This is a genomic window from Sulfitobacter sp. SK011 (assembly GCF_003352065.1).
In the GTDB taxonomy this organism is placed as follows: domain Bacteria; phylum Pseudomonadota; class Alphaproteobacteria; order Rhodobacterales; family Rhodobacteraceae; genus Sulfitobacter.
The window spans coordinates 2,097,129-2,113,409 of record NZ_CP025803.1 but is presented as its reverse complement, the minus strand read 5'-3'; the positions used below and the strand labels follow the sequence as shown (position 1 = coordinate 2,113,409).

At 58.3% G+C, this 16,281-nt stretch carries 15 protein-coding genes; 7 read left to right on the top strand and 8 right to left on the bottom strand.

What is annotated here, in order from left to right; translation table 11 throughout:
* Positions 1-27: 27 nt before the first annotated feature.
* Both C1J02_RS20895 and C1J02_RS10405 read right to left on the bottom strand, forming a co-directional pair.
* On the bottom strand, positions 28-615 hold the full coding sequence (locus tag C1J02_RS20895) for a hypothetical protein (RefSeq protein WP_162798301.1): 588 nt from the start codon (positions 613-615) through the stop codon (positions 28-30).
* A 10-nt stretch (positions 616-625) separates the two neighbouring features.
* Complete coding sequence (locus tag C1J02_RS10405; RefSeq protein ID WP_114878517.1) at positions 626-1,228, bottom strand: lytic transglycosylase domain-containing protein; 603 nt, start codon at positions 1,226-1,228, stop codon at positions 626-628.
* A 201-nt stretch (positions 1,229-1,429) separates the two neighbouring features.
* On the opposite strand from C1J02_RS10405, the gene C1J02_RS10400 reads away from it, so the two are divergent.
* Complete coding sequence (locus C1J02_RS10400) at positions 1,430-1,945, top strand: single-stranded DNA-binding protein (protein WP_114878516.1); 516 nt, start codon at positions 1,430-1,432, stop codon at positions 1,943-1,945.
* Positions 1,945-2,382, top strand: coding sequence for a GNAT family N-acetyltransferase (locus tag C1J02_RS10395; RefSeq protein ID WP_114878515.1), 438 nt, complete (start codon positions 1,945-1,947; stop codon positions 2,380-2,382). Before C1J02_RS10400 ends, C1J02_RS10395 begins: the two co-directional genes overlap by 1 nt.
* Before the next feature lie 3 nt (positions 2,383-2,385).
* On the opposite strand, the gene aroB is transcribed toward C1J02_RS10395, so the two are convergent.
* Both aroB and C1J02_RS10385 read right to left on the bottom strand, forming a co-directional pair.
* The gene (aroB, locus tag C1J02_RS10390) at positions 2,386-3,498 is read right to left on the bottom strand and encodes a 3-dehydroquinate synthase (protein ID WP_114878514.1); all 1,113 of its coding nucleotides are present in this window, start codon (positions 3,496-3,498) and stop codon (positions 2,386-2,388) included.
* Positions 3,491-4,087, bottom strand: coding sequence for a shikimate kinase (locus C1J02_RS10385; RefSeq protein ID WP_114878513.1), 597 nt, complete (start codon positions 4,085-4,087; stop codon positions 3,491-3,493). Before C1J02_RS10385 ends, aroB begins: the two co-directional genes overlap by 8 nt.
* Before the next feature lie 81 nt (positions 4,088-4,168).
* Here C1J02_RS10385 and C1J02_RS21060 point away from each other — a divergent pair, with 81 nt between their 5' ends.
* From C1J02_RS21060 to C1J02_RS10375, 3 genes are read left to right on the top strand one after another with little or no spacing between them, the layout of a single operon-like run.
* Positions 4,169-4,318: a hypothetical protein gene (locus tag C1J02_RS21060; protein ID WP_205389794.1), complete on the top strand. Its 150-nt coding sequence runs from the start codon at positions 4,169-4,171 to the stop codon at positions 4,316-4,318.
* A 16-nt stretch (positions 4,319-4,334) separates the two neighbouring features.
* Positions 4,335-5,897 (top strand): hypothetical protein, encoded by a 1,563-nt coding sequence (locus tag C1J02_RS10380; RefSeq protein ID WP_254693082.1) that lies wholly within the window; start codon positions 4,335-4,337, stop codon positions 5,895-5,897.
* Positions 5,898-5,901: 4 nt separating this feature from the next.
* On the top strand, positions 5,902-6,876 hold the full coding sequence (locus C1J02_RS10375) for a site-specific tyrosine recombinase XerD (protein WP_114878511.1): 975 nt from the start codon (positions 5,902-5,904) through the stop codon (positions 6,874-6,876).
* Here the strand turns inward: C1J02_RS10375 and C1J02_RS10370 are convergent.
* The gene (locus tag C1J02_RS10370) at positions 6,813-7,637 is read right to left on the bottom strand and encodes a metallophosphoesterase (RefSeq protein ID WP_368073752.1); all 825 of its coding nucleotides are present in this window, start codon (positions 7,635-7,637) and stop codon (positions 6,813-6,815) included. The genes C1J02_RS10375 and C1J02_RS10370 overlap by 64 nt on opposite strands.
* An 81-nt stretch (positions 7,638-7,718) precedes the next feature.
* Between C1J02_RS10370 and C1J02_RS10365 the strand changes: the two genes are divergently transcribed.
* Positions 7,719-9,026, top strand: coding sequence for an HlyC/CorC family transporter (locus C1J02_RS10365; protein ID WP_114878510.1), 1,308 nt, complete (start codon positions 7,719-7,721; stop codon positions 9,024-9,026).
* Between the two features lie 65 nt (positions 9,027-9,091).
* Here the strand turns inward: C1J02_RS10365 and C1J02_RS10360 are convergent, their stop codons facing one another.
* The 3 genes from C1J02_RS10360 to C1J02_RS10350 form a co-directional block, all read right to left on the bottom strand.
* A complete protein-coding gene (locus C1J02_RS10360; RefSeq protein ID WP_114878509.1) occupies positions 9,092-9,508 on the bottom strand; it encodes a hypothetical protein in 417 nt (138 codons plus the stop codon).
* A gap of 257 nt (positions 9,509-9,765) precedes the next feature.
* Entirely contained in the window at positions 9,766-12,189 is a 2,424-nt protein-coding gene (locus tag C1J02_RS10355; protein WP_114878508.1) for an FAD-dependent oxidoreductase, read from the bottom strand.
* A 116-nt stretch (positions 12,190-12,305) separates the two neighbouring features.
* Positions 12,306-13,634 (bottom strand): DUF2254 domain-containing protein, encoded by a 1,329-nt coding sequence (locus tag C1J02_RS10350; protein WP_114878507.1) that lies wholly within the window; start codon positions 13,632-13,634, stop codon positions 12,306-12,308.
* Between the two features lie 208 nt (positions 13,635-13,842).
* Between C1J02_RS10350 and C1J02_RS10345 the strand changes: the two genes are divergently transcribed.
* Positions 13,843-16,260, top strand: coding sequence for an FAD-dependent oxidoreductase (locus tag C1J02_RS10345; protein ID WP_114878506.1), 2,418 nt, complete (start codon positions 13,843-13,845; stop codon positions 16,258-16,260).
* Positions 16,261-16,281: the final 21 nt, after the last annotated feature.

The following is a 16,281-nucleotide window of genomic DNA, read 5'->3' as shown; positions in this document are numbered from 1 at the left end:
GGCTGCTGGCTGAGACACCGCCGAAATTCACATATTCCCAGAATAAAATCCAAAAATAAGCAGAACTGTACCATAAGCTGCGAGCCAAACTTGACCAAAAATAGCTATTCTCAGCGGTTTCCTTTGAATGCCGCTGATGGACAGGCAGGAAAAGATGTAAAAAAGTGGCAGATAACAAATGGTCAGGATGGTGGGGGCCAATTGGTTATATTCTATATTGTGCCAACTAAACATTTCCCCTGTCAGGATAGAGTTGATCAGCCAGAACAACCAAAAAATGTTTGCAACCGGGATGCCCCAAATTTGAGAAACCGGCGCAAGGACAATCAAAATGGCGAACCCGATCAAGCGTCCGATATTTGGTTTAAGAACTGAACGCATTCGATGCCAATTTACCCATAAAAGCGCAAGCTGCGTTCCAAGAGCCATGCCGATTAGCAGTGATGCGAATATTGTCCAAGGCCTGGGCAAAGGAAATCGGTCAGTTTGCAGCCTTGAGACAGCCGGATCAACATTCAGGTCAAGGTGCAGAAAAAACGCGCAAACGGCGATCGAAATGACAGCGCCAATTACGAGAGCCCAACAAAATGTCGGACGTGTCTTAGATAATGCCAAGACCCTAGCCTCAATTGCCTGCGATTACTTTCACGTAATTCCTGGTTTCTTTGTACGGCGGGATGCCTCCGTACTTTTTCACCGCCCCTGGACCTGCGTTATAAGCGGCAAGCGCCAGACGCCATGTGCCAAAGGTCCGGTATTGCTGTTTCAGATAGCGTGCGCCGCCTTCGAGGTTTTCTTCGGGATTGTCGGGATTAACCCGTAATTTACGCGCCGTGGCTGGCATCAGCTGCGCCAATCCCATCGCCCCTTTGTGCGACCGCGCACCGGCATTCCATCCGCTTTCCTGCTGGATCAGGCGCAAGAACAGGTCAGCCGGAATGCCGTGCCGATTGGCCGCCTCGCGGGCGAGTGCAAGATAGACGCCCTTGTATTTGCCCCGGTATTCGGGGGTCTGGTCGTCCCATTTGGTGGGTGTCACAACGGTCGGTGGTTTCAGCCGGACCGAGGCGGAATATTGTTTGGCCGCGCGGTTATCGAGCACGCTTTTTTGGGCGTTAAAGAGGCCACGGCGGTTCTTAGACGAAAAAATATCAGCGGAAACCGGCGCAGCGGACCCGAAAACCATACTGGCGACTGCCGCAACGGCCCATATTTGCGATCTGCGCATCTATTCCAGTCCCCCAACCCTTCGTTCGGTCCACTCCTTACCAACTCCAGCGGTTTTTGTCAGCCTTTGAATTCACGACCGGCTGCGGCAATTTGGGCGGAAACCCGATGTTAACCATGGATCAACCAAGCTATAAGCAACACAATTAGAAGAGGTCGATGGATTCGGCCCTGCAAAAACGACAATACCAAGGGGGGCGACATGGCCGGCTCAGTCAACAAAGTGATCCTTATCGGCAATCTGGGGCGCGACCCCGAAGTGCGTTCGTTTCAGAACGGCGGCAAAGTGTGCAATCTGCGCATTGCGACATCCGAGACATGGAAAGACCGCAACACCGGCGAACGCCGCGAAAAGACCGAATGGCACAGCGTTGCGATTTTTCAGGAAGGTCTGGTGCGGATCGCCGAACAATATCTGAAAAAGGGCTCCAAGGTATATATCGAGGGCCAGTTGCAGACCCGCAAATGGCAAGATCAGTCTGGTGCCGACCGCTATAGCACTGAAGTGGTGTTGCAGGGCTTTAACGGAACGCTGACCATGCTTGATGGGCGCGATGGCGGCGGATCAGGCGGTGGGGGCGGATATGATGACCGCGGCGCTGGCGGCGGCGGCTACGATCAGGGCGGCGGATATGACAGCGGCCCTTCCTCCTCAGGGGGCGGTAGCGGCAGCGGCGGTGGATCGTCGCGTGATCTGGATGATGAAATTCCGTTCTGATGCGGTCGGGCGTCTCTGTTCGCGTTTTGGGTCATGCCGACGTGGACAGCGCGCTCTTGCTTTACAATGAACTTACGGTCGGACCACCCGCACAAGATGCGGGTGCGTTTGACGCTGTGATCACCCATCCCGGCACCTCGGTTTTTGGCGGCTTTATCGGCGATGATCTGGTTTCAATGGTGACGCTGCATTTGCTGCCAAATGTGCTTTGGAATGCGCGTCCCTATGCATTGATCGAAAACGTGGTGACGCGGCGCGATCATCAAAAACAGGGTCTGGGCCGCACAGTGATGAATGCGGCGATCGCGGCGGCCTGGGATGCGGACGCCTATAAAATCATGCTGATGACCGGGCAAAAGCGCGGTGCCAAGGCGTTTTACGAGGTCGTCGGTTTTTCAGCAGAGGACAAGTTCGCAATGGTTCTGCGGCGCGACTGACGGTTAGCGCGCGGCCAATCCATCGCGCAATACGCCAAGCACCGCATCGCGGGGCACATCGCCGGTGACAAAAGCGGCACCAATGCCGCGTGCCAGAATAAACCGCAACTGACCATCGACCACTTTCTTGTCCTGTCCCATCAGATCCAGCAGGCCTTCGGCATCCGGCAGATCACCCGCAATGTCGGACAGGTCAGTTTTCATCCTCATCGCCTTGAGATGCGCACGCACCCGGCTTGGGTCCTCTTGACTGCACAGGCCTAGCCGCGCTGACAATTCAAACGCCAGCGCACACCCGATCGCGACGCCCTCGCCGTGCAACAAACGGTCCGAATATCCGGTTGCCGCCTCAAGCGCATGACAGAACGTATGGCCAAGGTTCAGCAATGCCCGATCGCCCTGCTCTGTCTCGTCGCGCATCACAATGTCGGCCTTCATCTGCACCGACCGCCGCACCGCTTCGACCCGAGCGGCCCCATCACCGGCTGCCAATGCCGGGCCTTGGGCCTCAAGCCAGTCAAAGAATGTCGCATCCCCCAGCAGCCCGTATTTGACCACCTCACCGTAGCCCGCCAGAAAATCGCGGGCCGTGAGCGTGCCCAGAACGGCTGTGTCCGCCAGCACCAATGACGGCTGATGAAACGCCCCGATCAGGTTCTTGCCCTGTGCTGCATTGATCCCGGTCTTGCCACCAACAGAGCTGTCGACCTGTGCCAGCAGCGACGTCGGGATTTGCACAAACCGCACCCCACGCCGCAGGATGGCTGCGGCAAAGCCCACCAGATCACCCACAACGCCGCCGCCAAAGGCGATCACCAGATCGCGGCGTTCCACCTTTTGATCCAGCAGCCAATCACAGCAGATGTTCAGCTGTTCCCAGCTTTTCGTCGCCTCGCCGGGCGGCAGCGTCATCGCCGCCATCTCAATCCCGGCGGTCGCCAATCCAGCACGCAGCGTTTCCAGATGCAGGGCCGCGACATTTGCATCCGAAATCACCGCGACCTTTTTGCGGGCCAGCATCGGGGCGAGATATGCGCCCGCCTCTGCCAACAGATCAGGGCCGATCACCACATCATAGGCGCGGCCCGGCAGATTGACGTTCACGGTCTCACGCATCGCGTCTCTCCAACACATCCGGCCTGCTCAGCAACGTCTCAATCACCCGTTCCGCCATGGAATCAATGGTAATTTTCGGCGCGCAAAGCACGGAAAGATCTGACTTTTCATAGATCGGCACCCGCACCTGATAGAGCGCCTGAAGCGTTGCTTTGGGGTCTTTCGTGTGCAGCAAAGGCCGGGTGTCCTTGTGGCGCACCCGGTTCCACAGCAGATTCAGATCAGCATTCAGCCACAGCGAGACACCGCGCGCGCCAATCATTTCGCGGTTCACCTCAGCCAGAAAAGCGCCGCCGCCGGTCGACAGGATACAAGCGGTCCCATCCAACAAGCGCGAAATCACCTCTGTTTCGCGCTTGCGAAAAAAGGCCTCGCCATCCCGGGCAAAGATTTCGGGAACACTCAGGTTTGCTGCCGCTTCGATCTCACTGTCGCTGTCCAGAAATGGTACGCCGAGCTTTGTGGCGACGGCACGGCCCACGGCGGTCTTGCCAGCACCCATCATCCCCACCATGGCCACGGTCTTTTTCAAGACGTACCGGGGGGCGGACTTGCCTGCATCGGCTTGTGTTTGCTCAATTCCGCTCATTTTTATCTGAATGACGTGATATTGGGGAAAAGGCCATATATAGAATGGGTAAAGAATACAAAAAACGAACGGGCATTTTTCATGGGCAAACTGATCAAGCTGCTGATAATTCTATTGATTCTGGGCTTTATCGGGCTTGTTGGATATGCGTATCTCGGTCCGTTCTTTGGTGTCGATTTTTCCCCCGATCAGGTAGAAACGCGTGAACCCGTGACATTGATTGCGCAATAACATGCGGATGATGCGGATGGCCAATCTGGGAATTTGGGTGTTTGTACCGGCATTTATGGCCTTTAGCGCCCACGCCCAGACGCAAGAAATGCCGTCCGGCCAAACCCCGCTGTCGGTGATTGACTGGCTGGGCACGCAAGGCCCTGCCACGACGGGCCAGCTGCCCTCGCAGATCCCTGAAGGGCAGCAATCAACCGAACCGCCCGTGACCAAAAGCGGCACGCCACCGGTCGTGACAGTCGCACCCCTGGGCGAAGGCAGCCCGCGCGAAATCGGATTGGTGCCAACGGCCGTGACCGGGTTGCCAACCGACATCTGGGCGGGCAGCGACGCAGATCAGATCATCAAGAAAATCAAAGACCTTGCCGATCCGACCCTGCCTGCCGCACAGGCGCTGCTTTATACGGTCTTGCTGGCCGAGGCGCAGGCCCCGCGTGGCGGTGTGGCGGCGGGGGACGCCCTGGCGCTGGCGCGTGTTGAAAAGCTGGTGACGCTGGGCGCGCTTGATCCGGCCTTGTCGCTGATCGAACAGGCCGGGGTGACGACGTCGCCTGATCATTTCGATTTATGGATGCAGATCAGCCTGTTGAACGGAACAGAAGACCGCGCCTGTGCCACCTTGGCAGGTGCACCGCATCTGACCCGCGACTATGGCACCCGGATTTTCTGTGCGGCACGGGCGGGCAACTGGGACAATGCAGCGCTTACATTTGGGTCGGCGCAGGCACTGGGGCTGATGAGCGACGAAAAGCTTGATCTGATCGACCGGTTCCTGAACCCCGATGCCTATGAGGGCGCGCCGCCCCTGCGCGCGCCACGGAAAATGGACCCGCTCAGTTTTCGGTTGTTCGAAACCATTGGCGAGCCTTTGCCAACAGGCAATTTGGCCCGCCCATACGCTGTTGCAGATCTGCGCGATGTTGCGGGGTGGAAGGCGCAGTTGGAGGCCGCAGAGCGTTTGACGCGGCTGGGTGCCTTGCCGGACAATCGTTTGCTGGGCCTTTACACGGATCGGCAAGCCGCCGCTTCAGGGGGCATCTGGGACCGGGTTTCCGCCCTGCAACGGTTTGAAACAGCGCTTAACACCGGCAGCGCCGAGGCTGTGGCAAAAACCCTGCCAACGGTCTGGGCCGCGATGCATGAAGCAGGGCTTGAGGTGTCATTTGCCACGTTGTTTGCCGATCCGCTTGCGCAGATACCCCTGACCGGTCGCGCCGCTGACATCGCTTTTGAGATTGCCCTGCTGTCACCCGCCTATGAAGTGGCATCGGTCAATGCCCAGCAGAAATCACTGCTCACCGCGATTGGCATTGGTGAAATGCCCGAAAAAGCGCCGGATGATGTGATGGAACGGGCGGTGTTCGAGGCGTTTACAACGGCAACACCGCGCGCCGATCTGATCGCCGGTACCCGCCAGAAGCGGCTGGGCGAGAGCATCCTGATCTTGCTTGACCTTCTGCACGACGGGGCGGGCGGGGATGCCGGTGCGCTGCGCGATGCGCTTGCGACGTTGCGCGCTTTGGGTCTTGAGGACACGGCGCGCCGTTTAGCGTTGCAAACCCTTTTGCTGGAGCGGTGAGATCATGCAGACGCAGACTTTTCATTGGATTTCCAGCTTTCTAGAGGCGCAGGCGGCCGAATTGGGTGCCGCAACCAACACGCTGCTGGCGTATGGCCGCGATCTCAAGGATTTCGATGCGTTTCTGTCGCGCCGTGGCTCTGATTTTATGCAGGCCACAAAGGCGGAGGTTGAGGCATATCTGGTGTATTGCGATGCGCAAGGTCTGGCCAAGTCCACCCGCGCCCGACGGCTATCTGCAATCAAACAGCTGTACCGCTTTGCTTTTGAGGAAGGGTTGCGCACCGACAATCCCGCGATCCAGATTGCAGGCCCCGGTCAGGATAAACGCCTGCCCAAGATCCTTTCAGAGGCCGAGGTGGACGCCCTGCTTGAGGCCGCACGCGCCTCTGGCCGGTCACAAGCCGACCAGACCCGCAATACCTGCCTTATGGAACTGCTTTATGCGACGGGCATGCGGGTCAGCGAATTGGTCGGTCTGCCGATCAGTGCCACGCGCGGTGATCCACGGCTGTTGTTGATCATGGGCAAGGGTGGCAAGGAACGCATGGTGCCGCTGTCGCCCCCTGCCCGCACTGCGCTGGCTGAATGGCTGCTGATTCGCGACAAACAGGATGAGGCCGCGCAGGCCAAGCGTCTGCCTGTCTCAAGGCATCTGTTTCCATCGCGCGGCGCGTCAGGCCATCTGACCCGGCATCGGTTTTATCTGCTGATCAAGGAATTCGCGGTGGCCGCGGGCGTTGACCCTGCCAAAGTCACCCCGCACACGCTGCGTCATGCCTTTGCGACGCATTTGCTGGCGCATGGTGCAGACCTGCGCGCCATTCAGACCATGCTGGGCCATGCGGATGTGGCCACCACGGAAATCTACACCCACGTGCTTGAGGAGCGGTTGTCCGAACTGGTGCTCGAACATCATCCCCTTGCCAAAGAGGGCAAACGCAAATCGGCAGGCAGAATATCTTCGGACGGCCAATAGCCCGACTGCAATCCGCGCCTGTACCCGTCGGGCAGACCGGCATCCGCCATGTCACGCATCGCACCTGCCACGTCGTAATCCAGCCGATGGATCTGGACCTCACCGCCATCGAGTATCGCAAAGCGCGTCTGTTGACGCCCGTCATGGGGCGGCATCCCGATCACGCCGGCATTGATCCACCGGCCCTTCGGCGTCTTGCGGATAAACGGGATGCCACAATGGCCTGCGATGATGTGATCGACCGGGCCGATGTGATCCTCCAATGCCTGCCATTCGTGATCAAAGACAGAAGCATCCGAGCTGCCCCAGATAAATCGGGAAACATCAGTGACGCCACCATGTATCGCGGCGTACCGCGCGCCCTGATGGATGAAGGTGATGAAATCCGGCAATTGGCCCATCCATGCCTTGTCATCGGCCGAGAGGGCGGATGCCGCGAAACCATACCACCCCACGCTCAGCAGATCACAGGTTGATCCCGCGTCAAATCCGCATCCGCAACCCGGTGCACCGCTGGCCAACTGCACCTCGCAATTGCCCGCCACCACCGGGCAGGCCAGATCCCGCAGGCGCTGCACGCAGGGGCCGGGCGCGCCGCAATAGGCCGCAATATCGCCCGTACACATCATATGCCCGCGATCAATGCCACGTGCCGCTGCTGCCGCAATCACCGCATCCAAAGCCTGAACATTCGAATACGGCCCCCCAAACAGCAAAACAGGGCCATCCAATGCGCCCAGATCAGCATGTTTCATCGCCATCTACCCCGCCTGAACCCTTGAATGACACCGGTGGTATGCCCATAACCACATGTAAATTATATCACATGGATACTTTCACAAATGGAAACCGGCACTGCAATGTTTGATGGCGCTTTTTGGTTCAGTTCCGGGATCATTCTGTTTCTGCTGATCCTGTCAGGATTCTTTTCAGGCTCCGAAACGGCGCTGACCGCTGCGTCACGCGGCAAACTGCGCGCGCAGGCGGACAAGGGATCGCGCGGCGCAACCCGTGCACTCAAGATCACCGAAGACAACGAACGCCTGATCGGGTCGGTGCTCTTGGGCAACAACCTTGTGAACATTCTGGCCGCATCGCTGGCCACCGCAATGTTTACCCGGATGTTTGGCGAATCCGGTGTGGCACTGGCCACGCTGGTGATGACCCTGCTGGTGCTGATCTTTGCCGAGGTGCTGCCCAAAACCTATGCCATCACCAATGCCGAACGCGCCGCCGCGCTGGTGTCGCGGCCCATTGCGATTGTTGTGTTGGTCTTTTCGCCGCTGGTGGCGGCGGTTCGGTTTCTGGTGCGGGGCATCCTTGGCCTTTTTGGCGTGGCGATTGATCCTGACAGTAACATTCTGGCGGTGCGCGAAGAGATCGCCGGTGCCCTGCAACTGGGCCATTCCGAAGGCGTGGTGGAAAAAGAAGACCGCGACCGCATTCTGGGCGCGCTTGATCTCCGCGAACGCGCGGTTGAGGAGATCATGTTGCACCGCTCCGGGATTGAGATGATCAATGCGGCCAGCAATCCTTCGGAAATTCTGGGGCAATGTCTGGATTCCAACCACACCCGTCTGCCGGTTTACCGCGATGATCCCGAAAACATCATCGGCGTGATCCATGCAAAAGACCTGTTGCGCGCCATGTACAAGCTGATTGGCGGCCCCGAAGGCGATGCCGCCGCCCTCAAGGATTTCGACATCGCCGCCGTGGCGATGAAGCCGTATTTCGTGCCTGAAACCTCAACACTGGACGAACAGATGCGCCAGTTCCTGCGCCGGCGCACGCATTTTGCGCTGGTTGTTGATGAATATGGCTCGCTGCAAGGGTTGATCACGCTAGAGGATATTCTGGAAGAAATCGTCGGCGAGATTACGGACGAATTTGACCCCGACGCGGATCACCCTGTCAAAACCGCCGAAGACGGCCATCTGATCGTTGACGGGGCCATGACCATCCGCGACATGAACCGCGCCACGGACTGGTCGCTGCCCGATGACGAGGCCAACACAGTTGCAGGCCTGGTGATCCATGAGGCGCAGATGATCCCGACACCGGGTCAGGTGTTTTCGTTCCACGGCTACCGGTTTGAGGTGTTGGCGCGGGAAGGCAACCGGATCACGCAGTTGAAAATCAGACCACTGTAGCTTTCGCGGTGTAGTGCATGTTCAGGCAGCCACTACGCCACGAGGGGCGAACTTTCAGCCCGTTCTCAGGCGAATGCGCTTTCCGGCTCCCAAACCTCTGCCATAGGACAGTCGTGCGATTCCACCATTTCAATAATGGGCCCTTTGGGAGACTCGACAAAATAGAGAACCATATCGGATTGCGAAACAACGTCGCCCCGCCCGTCGATCTGGCTATAGCGGCCCGACACCCTGAAACGCTTGTTCTTGGGCAAGTCCATCGAAATCACGTCAACATCCAGCCGCACCACACCTCTGGAGGTCAGCACAGCCGCAATTCTTGCCAAGGCGTCAATGACCTCTGAATGTTTTCTTACATAAACAGGAAAACCATCGTGGTAGGCAACAAACGGCAAGTGGTAGTGCTTTGCCACCTCTTCAAATTGACCCTTGCACAGCAGCTCTGCGCGCTTTTGCAACAGGTTCTGAATATCGGCGTACATATGGAATTGCTTTCTTATTAATCCGTAATGAATATCTTTACAGTACGTAACCGCACCCCTGATCTAGTCAATGGCGTGCGGTGCGAAACTCTACGTCACAGCCGCATTGCCGTTATGCAGTGCCAGCATATCGACGATGGGGGTCCGCCATTCTGCGCCTTAAACAGGTGAAACTCTATCCACCGCGCATCCATGATGGGGGTCGGGGCAACAGACGCGTGCATGGGGCGCAGACGGCCCCATGAACAGCGTCACAACTACGCGCGCAGTTTTTCGCCCTTGGGATCGAAGGGCGGCTCGGCCAAAACCACTGCCTTATGGGACGTGCCCAGCACCATCACTTCAACCTCTTCACCTGGTTCAACACCCTTCACGAACCCAAGCGCCAGCGATTGCCCGACAGAATAGCCATAGGCCCCGGAGGTCACCCGCCCGATGCCCTTGCCGTCCTTGAAAATTGGCTCCCCCCCCGTCGCATCGGCATTTGACGCATCGGTCTGGGCCGGGTCCAGGGCCAGGATCACCAAATGTTCACGCGGCGCTTTGGCCAGGGTTTCGGCCACGGCTGCTTTGTTCAGAAACTCTTTTTCCATCTTGCACAACCGATCGAGGCCGACTTCCTGAGGCCAGTATTCAGGAGAATACTCGCGGCTCCAAGAGCCATAGCCTTTTTCGATGCGCAGCGACATCAGCGCGCGCGATCCGACAGGGCCTGCGCCCACGTCCTTGCCCGCCGCAATGAGTGCTGCGTAAAGCCGCGCCTGATCTGCGGTCGCACAATGCAGCTCCCACCCCAGATCGCCGGTGAATGACACCCGCAGCGCCAGAACATTGACACCCGCCAGTTCGATCCATTTGGACCGCATGAACGGGAAATCCGCGGTGGCCAGCGAGGTGTTGGTCAAACGCTGCAACATGTCCCGCGACTTTGGCCCGGCGACGTTAAAGCCGCACATCTTGACGGTCTGGCTTTCGAATGTTGTGCCGTCAGGCAGCGGTACCTCCTTAAAGAACCTCTGGTGATAGCGTTCGGCCATCCCTGATCCGATGATCCAGAACTCATCCTCGCCCAGACGTGTGACTGTAAAATCACCCGCAATGCCACCGCGCACACCGATCAGCGGCGTCAGGCAGGACCGGCCCACCGTTTTGGGCATGGTGTTGGCAAAAAGCGCATTCAGCCACGCCTCGGCCCCTGCCCCTTTGACCCGGTATTTGGCAAAGTTCGAGATGTCGATGATGCCTGCGTTATCGCGCAACATCTTACATTCGCGCCCGACAATATCCCACCAGCCCTGACGGGTGAAGCCATGGGTTTCATCCTTGGCCCCCACCGTATCACCGAAATAAAGCGGATGTTCCCAGCCATAGTTCAGGCCAAAGACGGCACCCATGTCCTTTTGCACCTCATAGACAGGTCTGGTACGCACCGCGCGGCCTGCATCGCGTTCTTCGTTCGGGAAATGGATTTTGAAGCGGTTGGCATATTGGTCGCGTACCCGCGCTTTGGTGAACGCCGCATCGGCCCAGTTGCCAAAGCGTGCCATATCCCAGGCGAACATGTCATAGCGTGTCTCACCGGTGACAATCCAATCCGCCGCCAGCAACCCCATGCCACCCGATTGCGAAAATCCCGGAATGATCCCGTTGCAGCAGAAGTAATTTGACAACTCCGGCACTGGCCCAAACAACACGTTGCTGTCAGGCGACCAGATCATCGGTCCGTTGATCACCCGTTTGATCCCCGCCTCGCCAACTGCCGGCACTCGGTCAATCGCGCGCATCATGTTGTCTTCAATCCGCTCCAGATCATCGGCAAAAAGCTCGTGGCCAAAACCCTGCGGCGTGCCGTCTTCGGCCCAGAACCGCATGTCTTTTTCATAGGCACCGACGAGCAGGCCCTTGCCCTCCTGACGCAGATAATATTCGCCGTCCCGGTCCGCGACGGACGGCAATCGCCGGTCCATCCCGGCAATCTCGGCAATCGTTTCGGTCACGAAATACTGGTGTTCGGTCGGTTGCAACGGCAGCTTCAACCCCGCCATTGCCGCCACCTCGCGCCCCCAGAGGCCTGCCGCATTGACCACCCACTGCGTTGCAATATCGCCCTTTTCAGTGCGCACAATCCACGACCCGTCTGCCTGTTGCTCGGTCCCTGTCACCGGGCAAAAGCGAATGATCTCAGCCCCGTTCTGGCGCGCACCAACCGCATAGGCATTGGTCACGCCCGAGGGGTCCACATTGCCGCCGTTTTCTTCGAACATGATACAGCGGATGCCATCGTAATTGACCAAAGGATGCAGTTCCTCGGCCTCTGCCCGGCTCACTTCGCGAAACGGCAAGCCGTAGTATTTCGCCTTGGCCGCCTGCAGGCGCAATTGATGTTCGCGCGCTTCGGTCTGTGCCAGATAAAGCGATCCGGGTTGAAAGACGCCGCAGGACTGCCCGGTCTCTGCCTCAAGCGCATTGTAGAGGTCCATCGTATAATTCTGAATGCGGGTGATGTTGTTGTTGTCATGCAGCCCGTGAATGTTGGCCGCCGCATGCCAGGTCGACCCCGACGTCAGTTCAGACCGTTCCAGCAGCACTACATCCGTCCATCCCATTTTGGTCAGGTGATACAGGATCGAGCAGCCGATTACGCCGCCTCCGATGACAACGGCTTGGGCATGGGTGCGCATGGGGATGGGTCCTGAGTGAGGGTTACGTTGCCTCGCAATCTGAACCCGTCACGTGCCGTCAGATTGCCCATCCGCGACATGTCTCGTCGCAGCGGGGCAAGTTGCGGTCCGAGATGTCACTCCCCCGCTTGGTCAAGCACTTCTTTTCGCAGTTCAGTGCACAAATCTGACGCCGCCGAGGACAACACACGCTCCCGGTCCGGTTCAAAATCAATAGCGCCTAACGTGCGGCGCAAATGCACCTCGGCTGCGTCGCGTGCGGCTTTGCACAACCCGTCATCTGGGTGCCGCATCAGGCCCGCCAACACCGATTGCAGGCGCTGTTGTACCTCAACAACCGCGACCCCATCGCGCGCAAGGGCGGCAAAACCATCCTCGACCAGGTCTTTGGGGTCTAGCGGAGCAACATAAAGCCGGTCCAGTTTGGTGTCTCGGTCTTGCGATTTTTCATCGGTATAGGCCGACAGGATACGGCCAATCCGGGTGATCACATCAATCGCTGTGCCGGGATCATTGACGCCGGGTGACAGGGCCTTTGACGCGACCTCGCCCATCACCACAAGACCAAAGCGGGGATCCTGATCATAGGTGCGCAGGTCGCCGAGCCGAACGTTGGCGCGCACAGCCGCTACAAGGCTGTCCCAGTCGTGGTCATCGTCTTCAGGCTTACCCCGATCGGCCACCATCAGCATCGGTTCATTGACAAAGGAAAAGTGGCCGATGTTCTTGATCAGATAAAGCTCGACACCATGCGCCTTGGCCGCCGCATCAAGCGCCTCAGGATAAATGTGCTGAATATAGCCGCTTTCCCAGGCGTGCAGTTCCTTTGCGCCTTCCGGCACCTCGCCGGTAAAGGCATTCGCCCCCAGACAGGGATTGTCCAACCGATCCTGAAACTGCGCCCGCGTCACGTCTTCGATCTGGCGGGTCGTGTCGATCAGGCTGCCAAAGGTTTGCAGATGCAAAACCCAGCGGATCAAATAGATCACAATCACCGCCAGCACCAAAACCGTCATCACGAACAGCACCAGCGCACGTTCATCGACATAAATGCCAAGCTCGCGCAGGATGATGGCGACCAGCGCATAGACATAGGCACCGATGAACACTGCCAATGTGTTCTGTGTCGTGCGGTCCTGAATGATCAGGCGATGCACCCGCGGCGTCCATTGTGTTGATGAGGCACGATAAACCGTGACCATCACGGTGATGGAAAACGTGGTAACGGCCAGCATTGCGTTTGCAATGATCTGCAACAGGCGGTCAGCGGCAGCGCCCGTCAGCGTCGTTCCCAACTCTTTGGGGATCAGCGCCTCGATTACCTGCGTGACCCCAAGGGCGACAAAGGCCAAGAGGCCCAGGAACACCACGCGCACCCATAATCTACGCGAATATTCGCGGGCTTTACGGATCAGGGTGTGCGGGATCATGGAATCAAAATTCATGATGCCAAGCTAGCGTGCTTTGCGCGCGCACCAAGGCCTTATTGTGGTCTAAAATACAGCCAGCGTGTAGTGTCTTGCCGCCCATCGCGATGCTGACCCGCACCGCGTCCCGTCATAAAAGCCAAAATCGACAGATCGTGTCGGAAAACCACATGAACGTTGCGCCCTGCTCGCGCAGTTTCGGGCAAACAACCGACCGGAGTTTCCCATGAAAACCACCACCCGCGCAGTGATCATCGGCGGCGGCGTCGTTGGCGCATCCGTTTTGTATCACCTGACCAAACTTGGCTGGTCTGACGTGATGCTTGTTGAACGCTCTGAGCTGACATCGGGGTCCACATGGCACGCTGCGGGCGGGTTTCATACCCTTAACGGCGACACCAACATGGCCGCGCTTCAGGGCTATACCATTCGTTTATATAAGGAATTGGAAGAAATCACCGGCATGTCCTGTGGTTTGCACCATGTCGGCGGCGTCACTTTGGCCGACAATCAGGACCGCTTTGACATGCTGCTTGCCGAACGGGCCAAGCACCGTTTCATGGGGCTTGATACCGAAATTGTCGGCCCCGAAGAGATCGCAAAAATCGCGCCCGTGACCAACCTCGATGGCATCATTGGCGGGCTTTACGATCCGCTGGACGGGCACCTTGACCCGTCCGGCACCACACACGCCTATGCGCGCGCCGCAAAAATGGGCGGTGCGACGATTGAAACCCACTGCATGGTGCGCGAAACCAATCAGCGGGCGGACGGCACCTGGGACGTGGTGACCGACAAGGGCACGATACATACCGAACATCTGATCAATGCCGGCGGCCTGTGGGCGCGCGAAGTGGGGGCGATGGCGGGCATATACTTTCCGCTGCACCCGATGGAGCACCAGTATATCGTCACCGAAGAGGTGCCGCTGATCGTTGACATGATGAAAGACGGCCATGAGCACCCGCATGTCATGGACCCGGCGGGCGAATCCTATCTGCGCCAAGAGGGTAAGGGGCTGTGCATCGGGTTTTACGAACAAAGCTGCCGCCCCTGGGCCGTTGATGGCACCCCGTGGAGCTTTGGTCAGGACTTGCTGCAAGACGATTTTGACAAGATCGAGGACAGCATCACCTTTGCCTACAAACGCTTTCCCGATCTGGAACGCGCGGGCGTCAAAAACGTGATCCACGGCCCTTTTACCTTTGCCCCTGACGGCAATCCGCTGGTGGGTCCGGTGCCGGGCGTGCGCAATTATTGGTCCGCCTGCGGCGTGATGGCCGGGTTCAGCCAGGGCGGCGGCGTGGGCCTAACGCTGGCGCAATGGATGATCGAAGGCGAGCCGGAACGCGATGTGATGGCGATGGATGTCGCCCGTTTCGGCAGCTGGATTTCACCCGGCTATACGCTGCCCAAGGTGATTGAAAACTATCAAAAGCGGTTCTCGGTGTCTTACCCGAACGAGGAACTGCCCGCCGCGCGCCCCAACCGCACCACGCCGATGTATGACATTTTCACCTCGATGGGTGCCGTCTGGGGGCAGCAATATGGCCTTGAGGTGCCAAATTATTTTGCCACCGGGAATGAGCCGACGTTCGAGACACCCTCGTTTCGCCGTTCTGATGCCTTTGCCGCCACGGCCCGCGAGGTGACTGCGGTGCGCAACGGCGTGGGCATCAATGAGGTGCAGAATTTTGGCAAGTACCGTGTCACCGGACCAAACGCGCGGGCGTGGCTTGATCGGATCATGGCCGGGCGCGTGCCAAAGCAAGGGCGACTTTCCCTGACACCCATGTTGTCGGAAAAGGGCAAGTTGATTGGTGATTTCACCATCTCCTGCCTGGGCGAAGAAGACTTTCAACTGACTGCTTCTTACGGCGCGCAGGCGTTTCACAGCCGCTGGTTTGAACAGCATCTCGAAGAGGGTGTGCAGGTCGACAATATCTCTGACCGCCGCACCGGGTTTCAGATTGCCGGACCGCATGCGCGCGATGTCTTGCAGGCCTGCACCCGCACCGACATTGGCGACATGAAATTTCTCGACGTGTGGAAAATGACCGTTGGCATGGTCGACTGCATCGTGCAGCGGGTCAGCTATACCGGCGATCTGGGGTATGAGATTTATTGTGATCCCATGGGCCAGCGGGCGCTTTGGACGGCGCTTTGGTCCGCCGGGCAACCACATGGCATGGTGCCTTTTGGCATGCGCGCGATGATGTCACTGAGGCTGGACCGGTTCTTTGGCTCTTGGATGTCAGAATTTTCGCCGGATTACACGGCGGCGGAAACCGGGTTGGACCGCTTTATCAGTTTCAAGAAAAACACCGCCTTTATTGGTCGCGCACTGGCCGAGGCGGAACGTGCCACGCCCCCAACCCGCAAGCTGACAGCTTTTGAGGTCGATGCAATCGACGCAGATGTGCATGGGTATGAACCGATCTGGCTGGGTGGCGAGGTGGTTGGGTTTTGCACCTCCGGGGGCTATTCGCACCATGCAGCCAAATCCATTGCACTGGGATTTGTGCCCACCGCCGCAGCCCAAGATGGCCTGCAGGTCGAGATCGAGATTTTGGGAAAAATGCGCCCTGCCACGCTCATTTCCACGCCGCTCTTTGATCCGGACGGAACCCGGATGCGGGGATAGCTTTCCCACCGTGCAGTGACA